Origin of the sequence: Paraburkholderia antibiotica (genome assembly GCF_012927125.1) — a bacterium.
Classification (GTDB): domain Bacteria; phylum Pseudomonadota; class Gammaproteobacteria; order Burkholderiales; family Burkholderiaceae; genus Paraburkholderia; species Paraburkholderia antibiotica.
In genome coordinates, this window is the sequence record NZ_JABBFZ010000004.1 from 241372 (window position 1) to 260111 (window position 18740).

At 65.3% G+C, this 18740-nt stretch carries 18 protein-coding genes; 9 read left to right on the forward strand and 9 right to left on the reverse strand.

The window, feature by feature from the left end:
* Positions 1-23: 23 nt before the first annotated feature.
* Positions 24-311: a c-type cytochrome gene (locus HHL14_RS10165; RefSeq protein ID WP_169497614.1), complete on the reverse strand. Its 288-nt coding sequence runs from the start codon at positions 309-311 to the stop codon at positions 24-26.
* A 396-nt stretch (positions 312-707) separates the two neighbouring features.
* Between HHL14_RS10165 and HHL14_RS10170 the strand changes: the two genes are divergently transcribed.
* Both HHL14_RS10170 and HHL14_RS10175 read left to right on the forward strand, forming a co-directional pair.
* Entirely contained in the window at positions 708-1826 is a 1119-nt protein-coding gene (locus tag HHL14_RS10170; protein ID WP_230412980.1) for a universal stress protein, read from the forward strand.
* Between the two features lie 54 nt (positions 1827-1880).
* Entirely contained in the window at positions 1881-2390 is a 510-nt protein-coding gene (locus HHL14_RS10175) for a universal stress protein (RefSeq protein ID WP_169497470.1), read from the forward strand.
* A 444-nt stretch (positions 2391-2834) separates the two neighbouring features.
* Here the strand turns inward: HHL14_RS10175 and fnr are convergent, their stop codons facing one another.
* The 4 genes from fnr to HHL14_RS10195 form a co-directional block, all read right to left on the reverse strand.
* On the reverse strand, positions 2835-3572 hold the full coding sequence (fnr, locus tag HHL14_RS10180) for a fumarate/nitrate reduction transcriptional regulator Fnr (RefSeq protein ID WP_407945277.1): 738 nt from the start codon (positions 3570-3572) through the stop codon (positions 2835-2837).
* Between the two features lie 614 nt (positions 3573-4186).
* On the reverse strand, positions 4187-5014 hold the full coding sequence (locus HHL14_RS10185; RefSeq protein ID WP_169497472.1) for a universal stress protein: 828 nt from the start codon (positions 5012-5014) through the stop codon (positions 4187-4189).
* Positions 5011-5514 carry a universal stress protein gene (locus HHL14_RS10190; RefSeq protein WP_169497473.1) on the reverse strand — a complete coding sequence of 168 codons (504 nt, stop codon included), beginning with the start codon at positions 5512-5514 and terminating at the stop codon, positions 5011-5013. Before HHL14_RS10190 ends, HHL14_RS10185 begins: the two co-directional genes overlap by 4 nt.
* Before the next feature lie 41 nt (positions 5515-5555).
* The gene (locus HHL14_RS10195; RefSeq protein WP_169497616.1) at positions 5556-6395 is read right to left on the reverse strand and encodes a universal stress protein; all 840 of its coding nucleotides are present in this window, start codon (positions 6393-6395) and stop codon (positions 5556-5558) included.
* Positions 6396-6744: 349 nt separating this feature from the next.
* On the opposite strand from HHL14_RS10195, the gene HHL14_RS10200 reads away from it, so the two are divergent.
* Complete coding sequence (locus tag HHL14_RS10200; protein WP_329601640.1) at positions 6745-7197, forward strand: hypothetical protein; 453 nt, start codon at positions 6745-6747, stop codon at positions 7195-7197.
* Here the strand turns inward: HHL14_RS10200 and HHL14_RS10205 are convergent.
* On the reverse strand, positions 7170-7628 hold the full coding sequence (locus HHL14_RS10205; protein ID WP_169497475.1) for a hypothetical protein: 459 nt from the start codon (positions 7626-7628) through the stop codon (positions 7170-7172). The two genes, HHL14_RS10200 and HHL14_RS10205, sit on opposite strands and share 28 nt — an antisense overlap.
* Before the next feature lie 359 nt (positions 7629-7987).
* Between HHL14_RS10205 and HHL14_RS10210 the strand changes: the two genes are divergently transcribed.
* Positions 7988-8422 (forward strand): Hsp20/alpha crystallin family protein, encoded by a 435-nt coding sequence (locus HHL14_RS10210; protein ID WP_169497476.1) that lies wholly within the window; start codon positions 7988-7990, stop codon positions 8420-8422.
* 211 nt (positions 8423-8633) lie between these two features.
* On the forward strand, positions 8634-9314 hold the full coding sequence (locus HHL14_RS10215) for a BON domain-containing protein (RefSeq protein ID WP_169497477.1): 681 nt from the start codon (positions 8634-8636) through the stop codon (positions 9312-9314).
* Between the two features lie 162 nt (positions 9315-9476).
* Here HHL14_RS10215 and HHL14_RS10220 read toward each other — a convergent pair whose 3' ends face one another.
* Positions 9477-10841, reverse strand: coding sequence for an MBL fold metallo-hydrolase RNA specificity domain-containing protein (locus tag HHL14_RS10220; protein WP_169497478.1), 1365 nt, complete (start codon positions 10839-10841; stop codon positions 9477-9479).
* 353 nt (positions 10842-11194) lie between these two features.
* Between HHL14_RS10220 and HHL14_RS10225 the strand changes: the two genes are divergently transcribed.
* The 3 genes from HHL14_RS10225 (at position 11195) to HHL14_RS10235 (ending at position 13637) form a co-directional block, all read left to right on the forward strand.
* Positions 11195-12274, forward strand: coding sequence for a DNA-binding protein (locus HHL14_RS10225; protein ID WP_169497479.1), 1080 nt, complete (start codon positions 11195-11197; stop codon positions 12272-12274).
* Positions 12275-12478: 204 nt separating this feature from the next.
* Positions 12479-13162: an FMN-dependent NADH-azoreductase gene (locus tag HHL14_RS10230; protein ID WP_169497480.1), complete on the forward strand. Its 684-nt coding sequence runs from the start codon at positions 12479-12481 to the stop codon at positions 13160-13162.
* 4 nt (positions 13163-13166) lie between these two features.
* Complete coding sequence (locus HHL14_RS10235; protein WP_169497481.1) at positions 13167-13637, forward strand: cupin domain-containing protein; 471 nt, start codon at positions 13167-13169, stop codon at positions 13635-13637.
* A 162-nt stretch (positions 13638-13799) separates the two neighbouring features.
* On the opposite strand, the gene HHL14_RS10240 is transcribed toward HHL14_RS10235, so the two are convergent.
* Positions 13800-14225: a hypothetical protein gene (locus HHL14_RS10240; protein ID WP_169497482.1), complete on the reverse strand. Its 426-nt coding sequence runs from the start codon at positions 14223-14225 to the stop codon at positions 13800-13802.
* Positions 14226-14535: 310 nt separating this feature from the next.
* On the opposite strand from HHL14_RS10240, the gene HHL14_RS10245 reads away from it, so the two are divergent.
* Positions 14536-15888: an MFS transporter gene (locus HHL14_RS10245; RefSeq protein WP_169497483.1), complete on the forward strand. Its 1353-nt coding sequence runs from the start codon at positions 14536-14538 to the stop codon at positions 15886-15888.
* 210 nt (positions 15889-16098) lie between these two features.
* Here the strand turns inward: HHL14_RS10245 and HHL14_RS10250 are convergent, their stop codons facing one another.
* On the reverse strand, positions 16099-18633 hold the full coding sequence (locus HHL14_RS10250) for a penicillin-binding protein 1A (RefSeq protein WP_169497484.1): 2535 nt from the start codon (positions 18631-18633) through the stop codon (positions 16099-16101).
* Positions 18634-18740: the final 107 nt, after the last annotated feature.

Consider the following 18740-nt stretch of genomic DNA (forward strand, 5'->3'; position numbering starts at 1 on the left):
GCATGGCCAGCGTCAATGACACGTCATTGACTCAATACCCATTGCACCAGCGTATGCGCGTCTTCCGCCGAAAGCGGGCCGCCGCGTTCGACCGCGGCAGGCATCGCCATGTCGCCCCAGTGAGCTTTGCCGCCCAGACGCAGCTTCTGTTCGAGCATCCGCGACGCGTTCGGCATGTCGCGATAGCGCTCGGCGATCTGCTGGAACGACGGGGCGAGAAACGGCGCGTCGTGCATATGGCAGAACATGCAGTGCTGCTGATCGACGAGCGCGGTCGGTTCGGGTTCGCCATGTACAACACCGGTGCCCAGCGCAAGTGCCGCGCAGGCAGGAAGTTTCGTAACAGTGCGATCACGACAGGCCCCACTGCATGAGGAACGGCATCAATCAGTCCAGGAGGCGGCAACCGGGCGTCATTGACATCGATCAATCCACTCACGGAGGCATCTGCCGGTAGGCCCCTTCATTATCGTGGAGCAGCGGTGGAGCAGAGCGCGGCCGGGCCCCGCCTCGCGATAGACACTGGAAACGGCGCGAGGCATGCGAAGCAGCGCGAACCCTGTGCTCGACGGCCTGAGTCACGGCAAGCCGGCTGGCGCGGCGGTCCTTGCGATCGGCCCACGGTTGACTCAGATCAAGCGGCGTATCGCGTCGCGGGCCATGCTGTAACCGCGCCGCCATGTCGTAGCTGTTCGCGATCACGGGCCATGTCCGGACAGGCGCGCTTCCGCGCATGCGGGCTCCGATTATGGCGCCCGCTACCCGTGCGCCGCTCACGAGGGACGACTCCGAGTGGCGGCGCCGCGATGCAACGTTTCCGAGGACTGCCGATGAACCCCGCTATCGATCCCACTCCGTTCATGCGCGTGATGGTGGCGTCCACGGGCCGCACCGGCCTCGTTCCGGCGACACACTTCTCCCGGCAGTTCGCCGCCGCGGATGCGAAGTTCAGGCTGGTCGACATCGTTTGCAATCCTGCACAACTTTTCCCGACGCTGATACTGAACTATCCGGACTGGTGCGAGGCACACCGTGCCATGCTGCACGGCGCGCAAGCCTCGTTACGCGATACGGCGAGCGCATTGCGCCAGGTCCTCGGCGAAGCCGATACAGAAGTGATCGACCTGACCGCATTGCATCAAGGCGCCGCGGAAGCGCTCGCGCATGCCGCGAGGCAGTGGCGCGCGGATCTGATCGCGGTTGCCGCGCACCGGTACGAACATCGACGCGCAGGGCGTATCGACTCCGACGAACTGGTGGCGCTTACTCATTGCCCGGTTCTGTATCTGCCCGCCACGTCGCTCGAGGCAGTCAGCCCGACCGTGCGCCGCGTGCTGGTCGCAATCGACGGCAGCGGCACAGCCCTGGACTCGTTGCGTGTCGCGCTGGCCGTTGCGCCGCCAGACGCCCGTTTCAAGGCCGTCTACGCGGCAGACGACGGACTCGCCTGGCGCGAGTGGTTGCCGTCGGAGATGGTGTCGCGACATCGAATCGAGGTGCTGCAACGCGGCGAGGCAATGCTCGCCTCCAGCCGCCACCCGGCCGAAGCCGCGCTGCTCGACTTCGACGATGACTCGGGCGATACGTCGAGCGCCATTCTCGACGAAGCGCAACGATGGCGGGCGGACCTGATCGCCATGGGCTCCCACGGCATGCGCGGTGCGGCGCAACCATTCCCGGGACATGTGGCATCGCGAACACTGCGCGACGCTTGTTGTCCGGTGCTCGTATGCCCGCGCGGCGCGGCGTCGGGTGGCAGGGCGCGAGCGGAATCGGCGTGGCCGCAACCGGAACCCGGTAACGGAAACGTACCGTGCTACAGCTAGCGTTGGCGCGGCGCGCATGCGGATCGACTCTGAATGCCTCTACGGAGAATCGTCATGTACCGGAATATTCTCGTTGCGCTCGATGGCGGGAGTGCCTCGAAACGCGCGCTGGAAGAAGTGCTGGGACTCGCCGCGCTGACGAAGGCCGTCGTGCATCCGCTCTATGTGGTGGACAAGACCCCGCTCTTTTCATATGCAGGCTATTACGATCCGATCACCCTCATCGATGCGCTGCGCAGGGATGGCCGAGCAGTGCTAGGGGCGGCGGAACGGGCCTGCGCGAGCGCCGAGGTCGAATGCCGCGCCGAGATGGTGGAATCGAACAGTCTGTCCGACGACGTGGCCAGCGCCGTGCTGCGCCACGCGCAACGGGTTCGTGCCGATCTGATCGTGATGGGCACGCACGGACGCCGAGGGGTCAGGCGCCTCGTGATCGGCAGCGTCGCGGAACAGGTTTTGCGTTTGGCGCGGTGTCCCGTGCTGCTGATCCGCGCAGAAGGCACGCACGCATCTGCCGCGGCCCAGGTGGCCGGGCAGCCGGCATCGTCGCGCGGCGGAGCATGACAAGCCAGGCGGTTACCCGAAGCGCGCTCGACGATGCCGGACGTTGCGCGCCGCCCCTCGCGCCGGACGCCGCACATCCCATTCGAGGCGTCATCCTCGGGTCGCGCGGGTCATGACACCACGTCGCCCAAAGGCCGCCTCGGCGAATGGCTCAGTCGCGGTCCGCGTCCGATGCGCAGCAGAAGCTGCGGCAGCGAAACGCAGTTGCCGCTCCAGGGGCGCGGTGGCGTCGAAGTGCGGGTCGCCGGGGGCCCACGTTTCGTTTTGCGCGGCGTCGTTCATCTCGAGGTCTCCCGTCGCGGCGTCGCCGCGAACACGCGATCGATACCGTTAGCGTGTCACGCAGAACCTCGGCACGATTGAGTCAGGTCAACGTTCGGGTGTCTCGCCGCCGGCGCGGAGCTCTCGACACCCCGGCTCGCCATTGCGCGCCGGACACGTCGTTCAGACCTGCGCGAGGCCTTGTGCATCGACGATACGAATCGTTTTTCCATTCGCATCGAGCAGCCGCTCGCGTTGAAATTTCGAGAACATCCGGCTCACCGTTTCGAGCTTCATGCCGAGGTAGCAGCCAATCTCCTCGCGCGTCATGCGCAGATGGAATTCGACGGCCGAGAAGCCACGCGCCTTGAAGCGCTTCGACAGGTTCAGCAGAAACGTCGCGACGCGCTGTTCGGCGGTCATCGTGCCGAGCAGCATCATCTGGTTCGATTCGCGCACGATTTCGCTGCTCATCATCTGGTAGATGTGGTGTTGCATGGGCTTCATCTCGCGGCAGATCGCCTCGAGCTGCGCGAACGGAATGATGCACACGACGCTATCTTCGAGCGCGATCGCATCGCAGTTCTGCTTGCCGGAGCCGATGCCATCGAGACCGAGCGCGTCGCCGGCAATCTGGAAACCGGTCACATGCTCGCGACCGTCGCGATGCATGACCACCGTTTTGAACGACCCGGCACGCACCGCGTAAATGCTCTGAAACGTATCGCCGCTTCGATACAGCGTCTCACCCCGTCGGATCGGGCGGGTCGTGCAGATCACCGCATCCAGTTTCGCGAATTCGCTTGCGCTCAGATCGGACGGCATGCAAGCCGCGCGCATCGAGCAGGTGGAGCAACGCGACCCGCCGCGCGCTTCATGGGGCATCGCGGTGCCGGACCGGACAGCCTGAATCGGCAGCATGGACACGGAGCGCGGTGAGGGAGGGCGGGGTTCGCGCGAGGCGGCAGCTTGCATGATCGTCTCCAGATTTTTTGCGCAAAGCGCGCACGACGCGTATTGGCAATGCTTTCGATGGTGCGGCGGGCGAGCCCGTTTCAGCGTGTCGTGTCGCGGAAGATGGTTCGTGCCTGCCGCTTCGCGCGCGCGGTGACATGCCGTGGCGCGATCGGGTGTCAGTAGGATGCCAACGATGGACGGCTACGTGCGCGAAAGTAATCGATCGATACGGGTGGCGCGACGGTGTCCCTATCGATGAGTATCGGTCGTTATATCTCAAAAATATATCGGCTTGGCTTTAACTACGCCTAGGAGTTCAGGGGACGGTTGTAGGAATCTTCCGAGCGGGAAATAAAGAGGCGGCGAGGGTGACAACCGGCGGCAGCGCCGATCGCGGATGGTGAGGGACACTCGGAGCAGACCGCGCGAGCGGTGCTGCTTGCGCGGCGATGTCGCGGCATCGCATACCTCGTGCGACGGACAGGCGTGTGCCCGGCGGGCGACATGCGGTCCGCGGGCATGCGTCGTATGGGGACGACCGGTGTGCGCGCCACCGCGCGCGCATCGGTCGGGGGGCGTCAGTGCGCCATCAGCACGGGCACGGTCATCGATTCGAGCATGGTCCGCGTCACGCCGCCCCAGACGCGCTCACGCGCTCGGGAATGTCCATACGCGCCCATCACGAGCAGATCGGCGTGCAGGTCCGAGATCCGGTTGAGCAGCGTGGCCCCGGTACCGACGATGCCGTGGCGCGGCGTCGTCGAGAACGACGCACGTATGCCGTGGCCCTCCAGCCAGGCCGCGACATCGATCGCGCCGGACGCCGCGTCGAAGTTGTCGGCGCGCCTCACGACATCGACACCGACGAAGCGTGCCCGTCTGAGCAACGGCAGCGCGTCGGCGATCGCGCGCGCCGCTTCGCGGCTGCCATCCCATGCGATCAGCACGTTTTCGCCGAGGGTCGGTATCGCGCCCGCATGCGGAATCACGAGCGCCGGGCGGCCGGCGCCAAGAACCAGCTCGCCGACGAAATGCCGGTCGACGTACGTGGTGGGATCCCGCGGATCGGGCTGGCCGAGCACCAGTAAATCCGCGTGCCGCGCATGCAGCGTCGCGGTCTCGACAGGAGGGCCAGCCGGCGCGCGCCATTCCACCGGGCGTCCCGCGCGCTCGGCCATGGCCAGAAATGTCTGCTGGGCCTGGCGGCGCCGTTCGGTTGCATGTGCCGTGAGGCTCGTAAGCAGGTTTTCATCCACGCCGAACAACGGCTTGCCGAGGTCATCGCCCACCAGATACAAACCGATTACGTGCGCATCCCAACGCCGTGCGAGATCGAGGGCCAGCGCCACGCGGGTTTCGCAGCGGCTGCTGTCGTCGATGTGAACGAGCAAGGTCTTGTAGCTCATGTCAGCTCTCTTTCGTTTGCGGGCCCGGGAGTGGGGTGTTGCGCCGGCTCGCTGGCGCGCGCCGGAATCATCAGCACCGGACAGCCGGCGCTGCGCAGCACCCGTTCGGCAACGCTGCCGAGCATGAACCTGCGCAAGCCGCGGCGCCCGTGCGTGCCCATCACGATCGCATCGGCGTGCCAGTCCGCGGCCACCGCGACGATCCGCCTGGCCACGTCTTCGCCGGGTACCGACGCTTCGTCGACACGAGGCGTGCCTTTGACGCCGTGTGCAGTCAGCCGCTTTTGCGCGTCGGCGGCGATGTTCCTGCCTTCGTCGATGAAGGCGTCCTGGATCACGCACGGGTCGAAACCGGGTGCGTCGTAGGCAAGGACGGGCACGTCGATCACATAGAACGGCATCAGTTCGGCGCCCGTCTGGGCCGCGAGCGACAAGGCGGCGTCGAAGGCGCGGGAAGCGGTGTCGCTGCCATCGAGCGCGACCAGTATGCGATGAAACATGTCGATCTCCTCAAAATTTCCCGATGCGGTGTGCGGTGCATTCAGTGCGATAGCAGGACCGGCACCGTCATCGATTGCAGCATCGTGCGCGTGGCGCCCCCGAGGATGACTTCGTGAAGCCGCGAGTGCGCATAGGCGCCCATCACGATCATGTCGCAATCGAGTTCCGATGCCTGCGACAGCAGCGCGTCGCCCACCGGGGTGTCGTTCGCTACGTTGAGCTCACGCACGTCGACTGTCACGCCATGACGCGCGATCATCAGCGCGATGTCGGCGCCCGGAATCCGGTCCGCCGACGGGTGATCGCCAGCGGCATGGACCGTCAGCAGTGTCACTTTTACGGCATGTTCGAGAAACGGCAGCGCGTCGTGGATCGCCCGGGTGGCCTCGCGGCTGCCATCCCAGGCGATCAGCACGTGTTTGCCCGGCGGCCGCGGGGTGCCGATGGACGGCACCAGCAGTACGGGCCGTCCTGCCGACAGCACGACGTGTTCGACGAACTGTTCGGCGACGAAGGACTCGGGGTCGTCCGGGTTGCTCTGCCCGAGCACGATCAGATCGGACAGGCGGGCATAAGGGGGCACGACGTCGTTCGCGTAGCCGTCCGCCGCGACCCATTGACCGCCGACTTTTGCGCGCAGCAGTTCGGCATGGAACAGGCGCTCGAGCGCCGCAGCTTTCTCGTGTCGTTGCCGCTCGTGCCCGGCATAGTACCCAGCGGTACCCGCCATGACGACGAAAGCCTGGCGCGGCGGTACATAGGTCGAAAAAAGTCCCGTCAGCCTGGCCTGAAACCGGTAAGCGAGCTGCACCGCCAACTCCAACCGCGGATGTGCACGCGCACTCGTATCGAGGTGGACAAGAATACTTTTGTAGCTCATCGCCGGAACTCCATGACAGAACGTCGGAAGGACAGACAAACGCGGGCGGCAGCTCGTGATTGAGATCGAGTCTATGGCCCGGACCGCGGCGGCGATTGATGCAGATCAAGCGCCGTCATGCGGCGTACAGGCCTGATGCGCGGTAACGCGCGACCAGTTGCGTTCGACGCGCGGTGCTCCTCGCGCGCTTCCAGGTCTACGCTTTTACTGCCGACGCGGATGTCGGCTTCACGTGTGAACGCCCTGGTCTTTGCGCGAAGGGACGACCGTGCTTGATCGGGATCAGCGACTGCTCGCCGTGCGCCGCTACCGTAAGAGAGTCAGATGCATCACACATGCAGGTGCAACCGTGAATCGCACATTGCCCCGAATCACCGTGTTCATTCTCTGCGCGGCATGCGTTGGCGGCTGCGCTAATCCGGCGCGCGAGGCGGCGTTCCGTCATGAGGAAGTGGCCATCTACGAAGCACGGCAGCAGGCCGCCGTGCATTGCGAACCGGGAGTCGATTGCGAGGCCGCATGGGCGCTCGCGCGCGCGTTCATCAAGGCCCACTCGGTCACCCGGATAGTTCGCGCGGACGACATGGCCATCGAAACCGCGCTGCCGCATTCGTTCGGCTTCGTGTATCTCGCGGCATCGAAAGGGCAGGCGGACGACGGTCGTACGCTGATACGGCTGAAGGCGATGTGCCGTGGCATGTACGACACCGCCGGCGAGGCGGGCCTGCTGTATTCGACCTGTGCGCACTCGATCGTCGCGATCGAGGCGGAATTTCATGCATGGATGGCGGCTCGCCCATGATTCGAGGCGCCGTTCGCCCGACGGGCGCACGGCCGGCCCGCGAGGTAGCTGGTCGAGCAGGGCAGGCGAAGCAAAGTGGGCAAGGCAGGGCGCACCGACAACGCGCTCATGCGTGTTCGCAGAGCTGTCGCAATGCCGTCGGGGCGCCGACGGCGAACAGAATGCGGCGCGGCAACGAGCAGGTCCGACGCATCGCGCGCGTCGCGCAACAGTTCGTCGCGCGCGGCCTGCAGCGCGTTTCTGACGAGCGAACCGGCCGGAACGAGGGTGCGCGGATTCTTCGCGACACAGACGAGCCGAACGATGCCGCCCGGGGCCACCATGTGGCTCGCGTACTCGACTACCCGTTGCGAGACGGCGGATTGATCGACCGCGACCCGTACCTTGCCCGGCAACCCCGGTGCTGGGCATTCCGAAACCCGGGAATTCATGCTCGCCTCCTCGCGTGATGTGCGGTCGTGAAGAAAATTTTTCGGGCCGTCCCAGGTCGCCGTTTGACCGAAATCAAGCGGATGCGGCCTCGCCTGGTCTTCACCGCTGCTCGTCGCTCGCGTGGCTCGGCACACGCGACGACGGCCCGGCTCACCCGCACCCCGCGAGCCCGTGCAAACGGCAATGGGAGGCCGGCCGGCGCATCCGGTCACGCTTGACGTGGATCAACGAGGCAACATGATGTACGGCTACGCTGAAGCTGCGGTTTCACGAGACGGACTACGGCCGGCCCGCGCGCCGGCCGTAGTCCGGTCAACGGGGCCATGTTCTGGCTTTTTTTAGCTGAAGGAGAGATGCAATGAGCAATCTGACGCGTTTCGATCCGCTTTCGCTGGATCCTGTTTCGGAACTGTTTCAGGGATTTTTCCGGCCGATGCGCTCGATGCTGACGACGCAGGACACCGAACTTGCATCGATGAAAATCGACGTGACGGAAAACGACGGCGCTTATTCGGTAAAGGCGGAGCTGCCCGGCGTGGACAAGAAGGATATCGACATTCAGATCGATGGGCGCGTCGTGTCGATCAACGCGAAGGTCGAGCGTAACCAGGAGGAAAAGGAGGGCGAGCGCGTGATTCGCCGCGAACGCTACTCCGGAACCTTCAGCCGCTCGTTCGCACTCGGCGGCGAGGTCGACGAGGCCAACGCCAAAGCCGAGTACAAGGACGGCGTGCTGTCGTTGAACCTGCCGAAAAAGGCGCCGGGCGACCACAAACGTCTGTCCATCGACTGACACGCAAGCCGGGGCGTGCCGTAAGCGGCGTCTCTGCGAGCACGCGGACTTCGGGCACTGCGCGCGGACGACGGATAGGTTCGGACGGGGTGGCGGCGCGAACCCGCGCGCGGTTGATCTGCATCAGCGCCGTCGCGTGGTCTCGACACGAAGCCTGGTTCTGATGGCGCGAGGCACGATCCGTCAAACGACGCACCGCATGGAGGGGCTGATGAAAACCGACTGGCAGTTGAAAAAGGACATCGAGGAGGAGCTCGAATGGGACCCGGCCGTCACCGCGACGGATATCGGCGTCGAGGTGACCAACGGTATCGTGACGCTTTCCGGCCATCCGCCGAGCTATGCGGAAAAGCTCGCTGCCGAAAAGGCGGCGCAACGCGTGGCCGGCGTGAAGGGAGTCGCCGTGGACATGCAGGTGCGCGTGCCGAAGCACGACGAACACAGCGACGAGGACGTGGCGAGCGCGGTTCACGCAATCCTGCACTGGAGCGTCGCAGTGCCGGAGGATGCGGTGAAGGTCCAGGTCGAAAAGGGCTGGGTCTCGTTGACGGGTGCGGTGGACTGGGCCTACCAGCGCCATGTCGTCGTGCGCGCGGTTAGCCATATGCGAGGCGTGCGCGGCGTAACCAATGGTATCGAAGTGCGCCGCAAGGTGGCGTCGGACGAGATCGGCAGGAGGATCGGTCAGGCTATGCAGCGTCACGCCGAACGTGAGGTCAAACACATCGGAATCGACGTGAAGGACGGCACGGTGACGTTGACCGGCAAGGTTGGCTCCTACGCGGAGCGTGCGCTCGCGCGAGGGGTCGCATGGAGCGCGCCCGGCGTATGCGCGGTGGTCGACGATCTGATCGTCGAGCCGGCGGCCGACAACGCCGCGCGCACGAGATAAGCACGGTCGGCAGCGCGATGGCGCCACGCTTCGCCGCCGCGAATCCGCGCACGCACGGCGTGGCAGCCGAAAAGAGCGGGAGAGCGGCTACGCCGCCCCTTGCGCAGACGCGCCGGGCCAGAAGCGCAGCCGGCCGGAGCTTCGCGCATCACGACTGTTCGACTACAGTTTCCCGAGCTCGACCGTTTGCAGGTAGGTGGGAACTTCGCAGGACCAGCCGAGCGTTTCCACAATGCGCCGCCGCATCGCATCCGCCGCAGCCGGCTCACCGTGCGTGACGAACGTGCGGGTCGGCGCGTCGGTCAGACTCGATAACCATTGCAGCAACTCGTGATAGTCGGCATGCGCGGACAAAGACGAAATCGACTCGACGTTTGCGCGTACACGCACATACTCGCCGAACAATTTGATCGCCGGCTCATGGGCGGCCAGCGCCGCGCCGCGTGTGCCCGCGGCCTGGTAGCCGACGAGCACGATCGTATTGCGCGGGTCGGACGCATACAGGCGCAGATGATGCAGCACGCGCCCGCCGGTCGCCATCCCGCTACCGGCGATGATCACCATCGGCCCGTTGTGCGACGCGATCGCCTTCGACTCTTCGACGCTTCTGATCATGATGGCGGCTTTATCGATCGCGCCTGCCCCGGAGATCGTCAGCCGATGTTCGGCAAGATGCCTGCGATACACCTGTGTCACGCTGGCCGCCATCGGACTGTCCAGATAGACGGGTACATGAGCCATGCGCCCGGTCTCCTTGAGTTCCGCGATGTAATACAGAATTTCCTGCGCGCGCCCGACCGCGAAGCATGGCATCACGACCACGCCGCCTTTGGCGAAGGTCCGATTGAATATGCGCTCGAGTTCGTCCTGCGGATTCGAATCAGGATGCAAACGGTCACCATAGGTGGATTCGACGACGAGGTAATCCGCATGCGCCAGCGGCGTAGGCGCGCGCATGATCGGATCCGCGGGGCGGCCCACGTCGCCGGAAAACGCGAGCAACGTGTGATTGCGGCACATCACGACGCTTGCGGCGCCGAGGATGTGCCCGGACGACAGGAAGCGGAAGCACAGCCCATGCGGCAGATCGACCGGATGGTCGACGCGCTGCGGCACCAGCAGACGCAGCGCGCGCTGCGCGTCGTCCTGCGTGTAGAGCGGCAGGGCCGGACGATGCTTCGAGAACCCGTGCCGGTTCGCGAAATCCGCTTCTTCTTCCTGAAGCTTCGCGCTGTCGGGCAGCATGATCTCGCACAGCGCAGCGGTGCCCGGCGTGCAATAGACAGGCCCGTGAAAGCCGCTTCTTGCCAGTAACGGCAGATAGCCGCTGTGATCGATGTGAGCGTGAGTCAGGATCACCGCGTCGATCGAATCGGCCGGCACCGGCAGCGGCGCCCAGTTGCGCAGCCGCAGATTCTTCACGCCCTGAAACAGCCCACAGTCGACGAGGATGCGCAAGCCGGGTTCTTCCAGCAGGTACCGGGAGCCCGTGACAGTCTCGCTGGCACCGAGAAAGGTCAGCTTCATGGTTCCTCCGTTGAGCGCGATGGCGGCTGCGTGCTGTCATTTCATCGCATGCCGGCGCGACACCATTGATGTGGATCATGAACGGAGATCGGCGCACCGCACCGCGGCGCGTCGATGCCACGGTGCGAAGACCACGACGCAATGCGCGCGACCAGCAGCGGTACCCGATGCCTTCGCGCCGGGATGATCGCCGGAAGCACTGGAGAACTGAACCGAAGGAGGTCCGGCATGCTCCTGATATAAAACACGACATTATAGTACTAATGTCGTGTTGTAGATGATTGAGTGTAGCATTTTTATAGTAATACGTTGTATTATCAACTTCACGTTATCTCTTCGAGCCAACCCGCGCCATGACCCTCGAATCCGACATCGAAGCCGCCCGCGAACGCGCGCCCGACACTCAGGCCCTGTACCGCGAGGTCTGCGCGCTGCTGTTTTTCCGTTACGGTGAAACGCCGACGGCCAACCGGCTTTATCAGCTGGTGCGTAAAGGCAGCATGAGCGCACCGGCCAAGGCGTTGCGAGACTTCTGGGTCGAGGTGCGCGATAAGACCCGAGTCGACGTCGGTCGCCCCGATTTGCCGCCCGAGGTCGCCGCGGCGGCCGGCGAACTCGCGGCGCAACTGTGGCGCCTATCGAGCGACGCCGCGACCGCCGCGCTCGACGTCTTCAGGCAGGACGCCGACGCGCAAATCGCGGCGTCGCGCGAACAGATGCGGGAACGGGAAATCCAGTGCCAGCGAGCCGAAGATCGAGCCGCTCAGGTGGCCGAAGACGCCGCCGCCGCGCGCACGCAGGTCACTGCGCTGGAGACGCGCCTCGTCGAACTGCAAACGGCCAACGAGATGCTCACCGCGCAACTGACGGCATCGAAGGATGAAATTGCGGCCGGCACCGCCGCGCTCGCCGATGCCCGGCGCGATTTCGCCAACGAGCTGGCCAAACTGCGCCGCTCGCACGAACAGAACGAACAGCGGCTCGCCGCCACGGAAAAGCGCGCATTGCTGGAGATCGAGAGCGAACGGGCGGCGACGCAGCGTTTGCGCAAGGAGCTGCAGGCGAGTCAGGAGCGGGCGGCGACGCTGGAAACCGGCTATCGGGCCGAGCGCGATGCATTGCGCGATGAGCTGGCGGTATCGAAGGCCGAACTGGCCGCGTCGAATGCACGGCATGCGGCGACCGGCGCGCAACTGATGGAAAAACTGGCTGAAAAGGAGGCGTTGCTGGCCGAGCGCACGATCGCGGCGGATCAGCTGCGCCAGCGTGTCGAGACCATGTCGCAACAGATCGCCGCGGCGCAGACCGCACAGGCGTCCGCGCGCCCTGCCCGCCGCGCCCGCGAAAAAACGTCGGCGCAAAGCCGTGCGGCGGCGACTTTTTCGGGCGGCCCATTCGTCAGGCGCGCGACGACCGCCAAAAAATCCGGGTAACCGTGGCGCGGCAAAGCAGCCTCAAGCTAGCCTCAAACCCGCCGCACCTCAGCCTCGATCCGTGCCGAGCCATCGAAGAAACTCGGTCCACGTGACCAATTCCCAAAGTGGCCACCCTGAATTAACCAAAACCGGTCATTCCAACAGGCCAATCGAACGTCTAACCTTGATCCCACATTAAAACCCACCGCAAGGACGGACAACATGAGGATCATGCACGTCGACGCCAGCGCGAAGCGCGAGCGTTCCAATTCCCGGGCGCTGAGCCGCTATTTTCTCGAGCGCCTGCGTGAAGAGCGCGTCGAGTTCGAGGTCGATTATCTGGACGTCACGGTCGACACGCCGCCGCACGTCACCGAAGCGTTTGCGATCGCGACGTACACCGCCGCCAACGAGCGCACGGCGGCGATGAAGGCGACGCTGGCGGCATCGGATGCGCTGTGCGCGCGGTTGCTCGCCGCCGATGCGCTGGTGTTCGCGATGCCGATGTACAACTGGTCGATGCCCTCGGCGTTCAAGGCCTTCATCGACAGCGTCACGCGCACCGGCCTGACCTACACGTTCGCGGACGACGGCAGCACCGTCGGGCAGCTCGGTCGACAGAAGGTGTTGTTCATCACGAGCCGTGGCGCGGATTTGCGCGCGGGCTCGCCGTATGAATCGATGGATGCGTTGACGCCCGCGCTGAAAGCGGCGTTCGGTTTTCTCGGCGTGAGCGCGCCGGGTTTCGTCGATGCACAGCCGCTGCAATTCGCGAACCCCGAAGCGCGCGCCGAGGCGCTCGAACGGGCACGCGGAGAACTGGACGCCGTCGCGACGCAATGGGCGAAGGCCGTGAGCGCGGCGCATGGCGACGCACAACAACTGCAGCAGGCCTGCGTGGAGTGACGACATGAATACGATTGGAATTCGCACACGATGCGCATCGGTGCTGCTTGCCGGCATCGCCGCTATAGCCGCATCGCAGCCCGCTTCCGCGCACGCCGTCGATGCGGCCAGCGCGAGCGGCACGGCCACCGCCGTGCCTCACGAAACCATCACCCCTGCTTTCGCCACGCCGGTCGCGAACGTGCCGGGCAAGACGATGACCGCGCTCGTCGTCGACTATGCGCCGGGCGGCAAGTCGGCGCCGCATCGGCATGGTCAGGCGTTCGTGGTGGGCTATGTGCTGTCGGGCGCGATTCGCAGCCGCGTCGATCACGGCGCGGAGCACGTCTACCATGCGGGCGAGTCGTGGACCGAAAAGCCCGGCGCGCATCACATGGTCAGCGAGAATGCGAGCGCGACCGAACCGGCGAAACTGCTGGCGATTTTCGTCGCGGATACCGACGACAAAAACCTCGTGACGTTCGATAAGAAATGATCATGGCGGGGCGGTGTCCGTCGCCGCCCTCGCCACCCTCACCGCTCAGCTACGTCGACGCGTGTCGATGCACGCACAACCAATCCCGTTTGCACGTGCAGCATTGACTGAGGCGAGCGCGCCGCTGCAATCGCGAATGAATCGAAGACTAGCGAGCGCGGCTCAAAACCTGGGATGGCATTCGAAGCTGACCGACGACTCATGCTCGGTCATCACGGCCACGCCGCTGACGGTTTCCGTGTTCACACTGCTTTGCATGCCGCGCTGCTCGCAGTAGTCGCGCGCCTCGTTGGTGGCGAGTTCGTGCGCGCGCGCCCACGCCATGCGCCCGCCCGTCGCGCTGGCCGCGACCGTGTACGTGCCGGGCTTGTCGCTGGCGACCACGTGCGAGGTCGATGCGCATCCGACGAGCCCCACGCCCGCCAGCACTACTGCCGCCCAAGCCGACAGCCGCGCGCTCTTCCGTTCTTTTCGCTCTGTGTGTGCGTTCTTCTGTGCGCGCTGTGCGCTCGATGTACCTGACGTATCGAGCGAGTCACGCATCGTTTCGACTGTGTCGGGAAGACTGCCCGAACCCTGATTCAACATAGTGCAACACCTGCATTTTTAACCGGTAAAGAACGCGTAATTATCCGTAATTGCCGGAACAAGATCAGCCGGTTCAACCGGAAACACTGTTGCGCGCCCCTTAACAATGCGCGCGATCCCGTACCGTTCCGCCATTCGTAATGACCGAACCGTATGGTTCACAAAAGAACTTCCGGAATCGCCATCTGGCGTCTAGTCTGTAGCGATGCCTTGCGCACCCGGGCATCCCGATCCACACACCGACCCTAGCCCCACCAAACGACCCACCCAACAGCGGCACGCACCGGTCGCCGAACCGGAGGAGACATCGATGGATCTCGAGGCACGCACCCTACATCGCGTCACGGTTCGGCTCGTGCCGTTCCTGATGCTCTGCTATTTCATCGCCTATCTGGATCGCGTGAACGTCGGCTTCGCGGCGTTGCAGATGAACAAGGCGCTCGACCTGTCCGCCAGCGCATTCGGTTTCGGCGCCGGCGTGTTCTTTATCGCGTACTTCTTCTTCGAAGTGCCGTCGAACCTGCTGCTCGAACGCTTCGGCGCGCGGCGCTGGATCGCGCGGATCATGTTCACGTGGGGCATTCTCGCGGGCGCGATGGCGTTTATTCCGAACCTCGCGCACCTGACCGGGCTCTCCGCCGCGCATGTGTTCTTCGGTCTGCGGATTCTGCTCGGCATCGCCGAGGCCGGTTTCTTCCCCGGCATCATCTTTCTGCTCACGTTGTGGTTTCCGGCCGCCTATCGGGGCCGCGTGGTCGGCTACTTCATGGCGGCGATTCCGCTGTCGACGGTGATCGGCGGTCCGATCTCGGGTGCGCTGCTGTCGCTCGACGGGCTGGGCGGACTCGGCGGCTGGCAATGGCTGTATCTGATCGAGGCGCTGCCGGCGGTGCTGCTGTCGTTCGCGGTGCTGTTCTATCTGACCGACAAGCCCGCCGACGCGACCTGGCTCGCCGACGACGAACGCAACTGGCTGATCGCGCGCCAGAAGCAGGAGCGCGAGCATCGCGAGGCGGTGCGCCATTTCAGCGTGAAGGAGGCGCTGATCAATCCGCGCGTGCTCGCGATCGCGCTGATCTACTTCGGCGCGAACGCAACCAACTACGGCCTGAGCTTCTTCCTGCCGCAGATCGTGAAATCGTTCGGCCTCACCAATCTGCAGACGGGTTTCGTGACGTCGCTGCCGTATGTGGTCGGCCTCGCCAGCATGATTCTGTGGGGACGTCATTCGGATCGCCGGCTCGAACGCCGCTGGCACGTCGCGATCGCGCTATTCGTCGCGGCCGGCGGCATCGCGGCGGCGGCCGGGCTCGACAATCCGGTGCAGAAGATGATCGCGCTGTCGATCGCCGGCTTCGGGATTTTCGGCTGCCTGCCGGTGATCTGGACCTTGCCGGCCGCGTTCCTGTCGGGCGCGGCGGCTGCGGGCGGCATCGCCGCGATCAATTCGCTCGGCAATCTGGCGGGCTTTTTCGGGCCGTTCGCGATGGGCTGGATCAAGGACAGCACCGGCGGCTTCGGCGCCGGGCTGCTGTGCCTCTCCGGCGCGGGACTGATCGGCATGGCGGCGGTGTTGCTGCTGCATCACGATACGTCGCTCGAAACCGTGCATGGCAATCCGCATGCGCGTGCGGCCGGCGAAGCTGGGGTGGCGAGGTATTAGGCGGTATTGGCGGAGTTCGGGGTTGGGACGTAGGAGGCGGGGCGGTCACGCCCACCGTGCCGTTTTCAGGCTTTTGCCTTCAGTCCCTGGCCCTCTTCTCTTTTCAGCGCTGTTTTCGGCGCTGTTTCAGCACGGTCTTCGGCCCCCGCTCGCCTCACAGGCAATTCACGCGCGATTCAACGCGGCCCAGGCTCTGCGCCTCAGCCGCGTTCAGTTCGCTCCACCACCATTATTGGTCGCATCGCCGCCCTGACCGCCCGCATCGGACGGCACGACGTCGTCCGGCGTCGGGGTCGGCGCGAGCGCCGCGGCACCGCCGCCATGTGTTTCCCCATCGACGCCATTACCCGTCGCTGAGGTCGTCGGCGTCGCCACGAGGCCCGGCGCCGGCAGCAGCGGCGGCAACGCGCGCGGCTCGCTTGCCGCCGTGGACGCGGGCGCGCCCGCCGTCTCCTGCACGGCCGACGCAGCGGAAGCCGCTGCCTGCGCCGGCTCGGCCGTCGTCTCCGGCGCCCGGCGCACCGGGTTACGCACGACCACCTGCTTGTCCTGCCCCGGCGCGCGCGAAAACAGATGCTCGAACCAGTCGCGCAGACGTTCGGTCCGCTCGGCGAACCAGCCGGGCTGCTGCTCGGTATCGAATTTCAGGTGGCTGTCCACCAGCCGCGAGCGTTGCGCGCGCTGGAAGAAATCGCCGACGATCGGCAGCGCGCTATGTGCACCCTGCCCCCAGTAATCGCTGCGCAGCGTCACGCGGCTGTCGTTGAAGCCGACCCACGCGCCCGCCACCAGTTGCGGCTGGATCAGCATGAACCAGCCGTCCGCGTTGCCCTGGGTCGTGCCGGTCTTGCCGGCGACGTCGCCGCGCACGCCGAAGCGCGTACGGATACTCGCGCCGGTGCCGCGGCTGACGACGTCGCGCATCACATCGACGAGCGTGCGCGCGGTATCGGCGGGCAGCTCGCGTTTCGGTGAGGCCGGCGCGAATTCGGCGAGCACGTTGCCATTGCGGTCCTCGATGCGCGTGACCATCAGCGGCTCGACGTAGCTGCCGAGGTTCGCGATCGTCCCGTACGCCGACACCATTTCCTTCAGCGTGACCGGGCTCGTGCCGAGCGCCAGCGACGGCACCGGGTCGAGCTGGCTGTCGCGTACACCCATCGCGCGCGCAAGCTTCGCGACCTTGTTCGGGCCGACCGTCTGCATCACCTGCGCGGTGATGCGATTGCGCGAATACGCGAGCGCGTCGCGCAGACTGATCTCGCGGCCGCTCGGCTCATCCTCGTCGCTCGGCTTCCAGATTTCGCCGCCGGTGAGCTGGATTTCGACCGGGTTGTCGGGCAGCTTGTCGTCGGGTTTCGCGCCCGCCTCGAAGGCCGCCGCGTAGACGAACGGCTTGAAGGTCGAGCCCGGCTGACGGCGTGCCTGCTGCACGTGATCGAACGGATCCTCGGCGAAGTCGCGGCTGCCGACCCAGGCCTTGATCTCGCCGGTGCGCGGGTCCATCGCGAGGAAGTCGGCCTGCACGCGCGTCTTCGTCTCGCAGACGTTCTGCACGAGCTTGCGGTCGGCCAGCAGACGTTTCAGTGCGTCGTCGTCGGACAGGCCGGTGTCTTTGGCCGCCTTGAAGTCGGGCGTTTCGCGCAGGAACGTGCGCAGCAGATCCTTGTCCGCCGAGCAGCCGGCGCGCGTGCCCCACGCCGAGTTCGCGATGCCCTGCAACTGGTTGCCCTGCAGCGTGACCGCCTGGTTGGCCATCGTCTGCAGACGCGAATCGAGCGTCGTGCGCACGACGAGGCCATCGGAATAGATGTTGTAGTCGTTGCGATCGGCCCATGCGACCAGCCATTTACGCAACTGCTGCGTGAAGTGCGGCGCGGGTCCGGGCGGCTCGACCTGACGCTCGAAGTCGAGGCGCAGCGGCTTGCGGCTCAGGTTGTCGTACTGGGCCGGCGTCAGCTTGCCGTACTTGGCCAGTTGCCCGAGCACCGTATTGCGCCGCTGCAACGCGCGCTCCGGATTCAGCACCGGGTTGTAGTACGCATTGCCCTTCAGCATGCCGGTCAGCGTCGCCGCTTCGAGCACGTTCAGATCGGACGCGGATTTGTCGAAATAGGTGCGCGCGGCCATCTCGATGCCGTACGCGTTGTACAGGAACGGCACCGTGTTCAGGTAGGTTTCGAGGATTTCGTCCTTGGTGTAGAACGCTTCGATTTTCAGCGCGGTGATCGCTTCCTTCAGCTTGCGCGTGAGCGTCGGCGCGCGGCCGATTTCGTCGGGGTACAGATTGCGCGCGAGCTGCTGCGTGATCGTCGAGCCGCCCTGACGGTCGCCCGAAAACGTGTGCAGCGCGGCCGACGCGGTGCGCCGCCAGTCGAGGCCGAAATGCTGGTAGAAGCGGTGATCCTCGGTGGCGATCAGCGCGTTGACGACGTTCGGCGAGATGTCCTTCAGCTTCACCCACTCGCGGTTCGACGGCTTGAATTCGGCGAGCAGCTTGCCGTCGGCCGAGAGAATCTGCGCGGGCTGCTCGATCTTCGCCTTGCGGATGTCGCCGATGCTCGGCGTGAACGGAATCAGCAGCAACACGTACAGCACGAACAGCACCGGCAGCGCCGCGAGCCCCCACGCAAAGGTGCGGCGGGTCGGGTGGCGCAGATGCCACCAGCCCTTCGCGACGAGCGGGTTCGCGAGGGTCAGCCCTTTGTCGAGGGCCGCGAGTAAGGAGGAGATGAGGCGCTTCACGTGCTGTCGTCGGCTGGGAAAGGCGCAATCGTATCAAGATGTGGCGCGTGCACCGATTTTTTGCCGGGGTTCGCGCATATCGCCGTGCTTTGCCGGACCGACGCACG

Excerpts from the sequence above, each read along its gene's own strand:
- HHL14_RS10170 (WP_230412980.1), top strand. The coding sequence starts at position 708 with ATGTCCGGACAGGCGCGCTTCCGCGCATGCGGGCTCCGATTATGGCGC.
- HHL14_RS10175 (WP_169497470.1), top strand. The coding sequence starts at position 1,881 with ATGTACCGGAATATTCTCGTTGCGCTCGATGGCGGGAGTGCCTCGAAA.
- fnr (WP_407945277.1), bottom strand. The coding sequence starts at position 3,572 with ATGCTGCCGATTCAGGCTGTCCGGTCCGGCACCGCGATGCCCCATGAA.
- HHL14_RS10185 (WP_169497472.1), bottom strand. The coding sequence starts at position 5,014 with ATGAGCTACAAGACCTTGCTCGTTCACATCGACGACAGCAGCCGCTGC.
- HHL14_RS10190 (WP_169497473.1), bottom strand. The coding sequence starts at position 5,514 with ATGTTTCATCGCATACTGGTCGCGCTCGATGGCAGCGACACCGCTTCC.
- HHL14_RS10195 (WP_169497616.1), bottom strand. The coding sequence starts at position 6,395 with ATGAGCTACAAAAGTATTCTTGTCCACCTCGATACGAGTGCGCGTGCA.
- HHL14_RS10205 (WP_169497475.1), bottom strand. The coding sequence starts at position 7,628 with ATGAATTCCCGGGTTTCGGAATGCCCAGCACCGGGGTTGCCGGGCAAG.
- HHL14_RS10210 (WP_169497476.1), top strand. The coding sequence starts at position 7,988 with ATGAGCAATCTGACGCGTTTCGATCCGCTTTCGCTGGATCCTGTTTCG.
- HHL14_RS10215 (WP_169497477.1), top strand. The coding sequence starts at position 8,634 with ATGAAAACCGACTGGCAGTTGAAAAAGGACATCGAGGAGGAGCTCGAA.
- HHL14_RS10220 (WP_169497478.1), bottom strand. The coding sequence starts at position 10,841 with ATGAAGCTGACCTTTCTCGGTGCCAGCGAGACTGTCACGGGCTCCCGG.
- HHL14_RS10225 (WP_169497479.1), top strand. The coding sequence starts at position 11,195 with ATGACCCTCGAATCCGACATCGAAGCCGCCCGCGAACGCGCGCCCGAC.
- HHL14_RS10230 (WP_169497480.1), top strand. The coding sequence starts at position 12,479 with ATGAGGATCATGCACGTCGACGCCAGCGCGAAGCGCGAGCGTTCCAAT.
- HHL14_RS10235 (WP_169497481.1), top strand. The coding sequence starts at position 13,167 with ATGAATACGATTGGAATTCGCACACGATGCGCATCGGTGCTGCTTGCC.
- HHL14_RS10240 (WP_169497482.1), bottom strand. The coding sequence starts at position 14,225 with ATGTTGAATCAGGGTTCGGGCAGTCTTCCCGACACAGTCGAAACGATG.
- HHL14_RS10245 (WP_169497483.1), top strand. The coding sequence starts at position 14,536 with ATGGATCTCGAGGCACGCACCCTACATCGCGTCACGGTTCGGCTCGTG.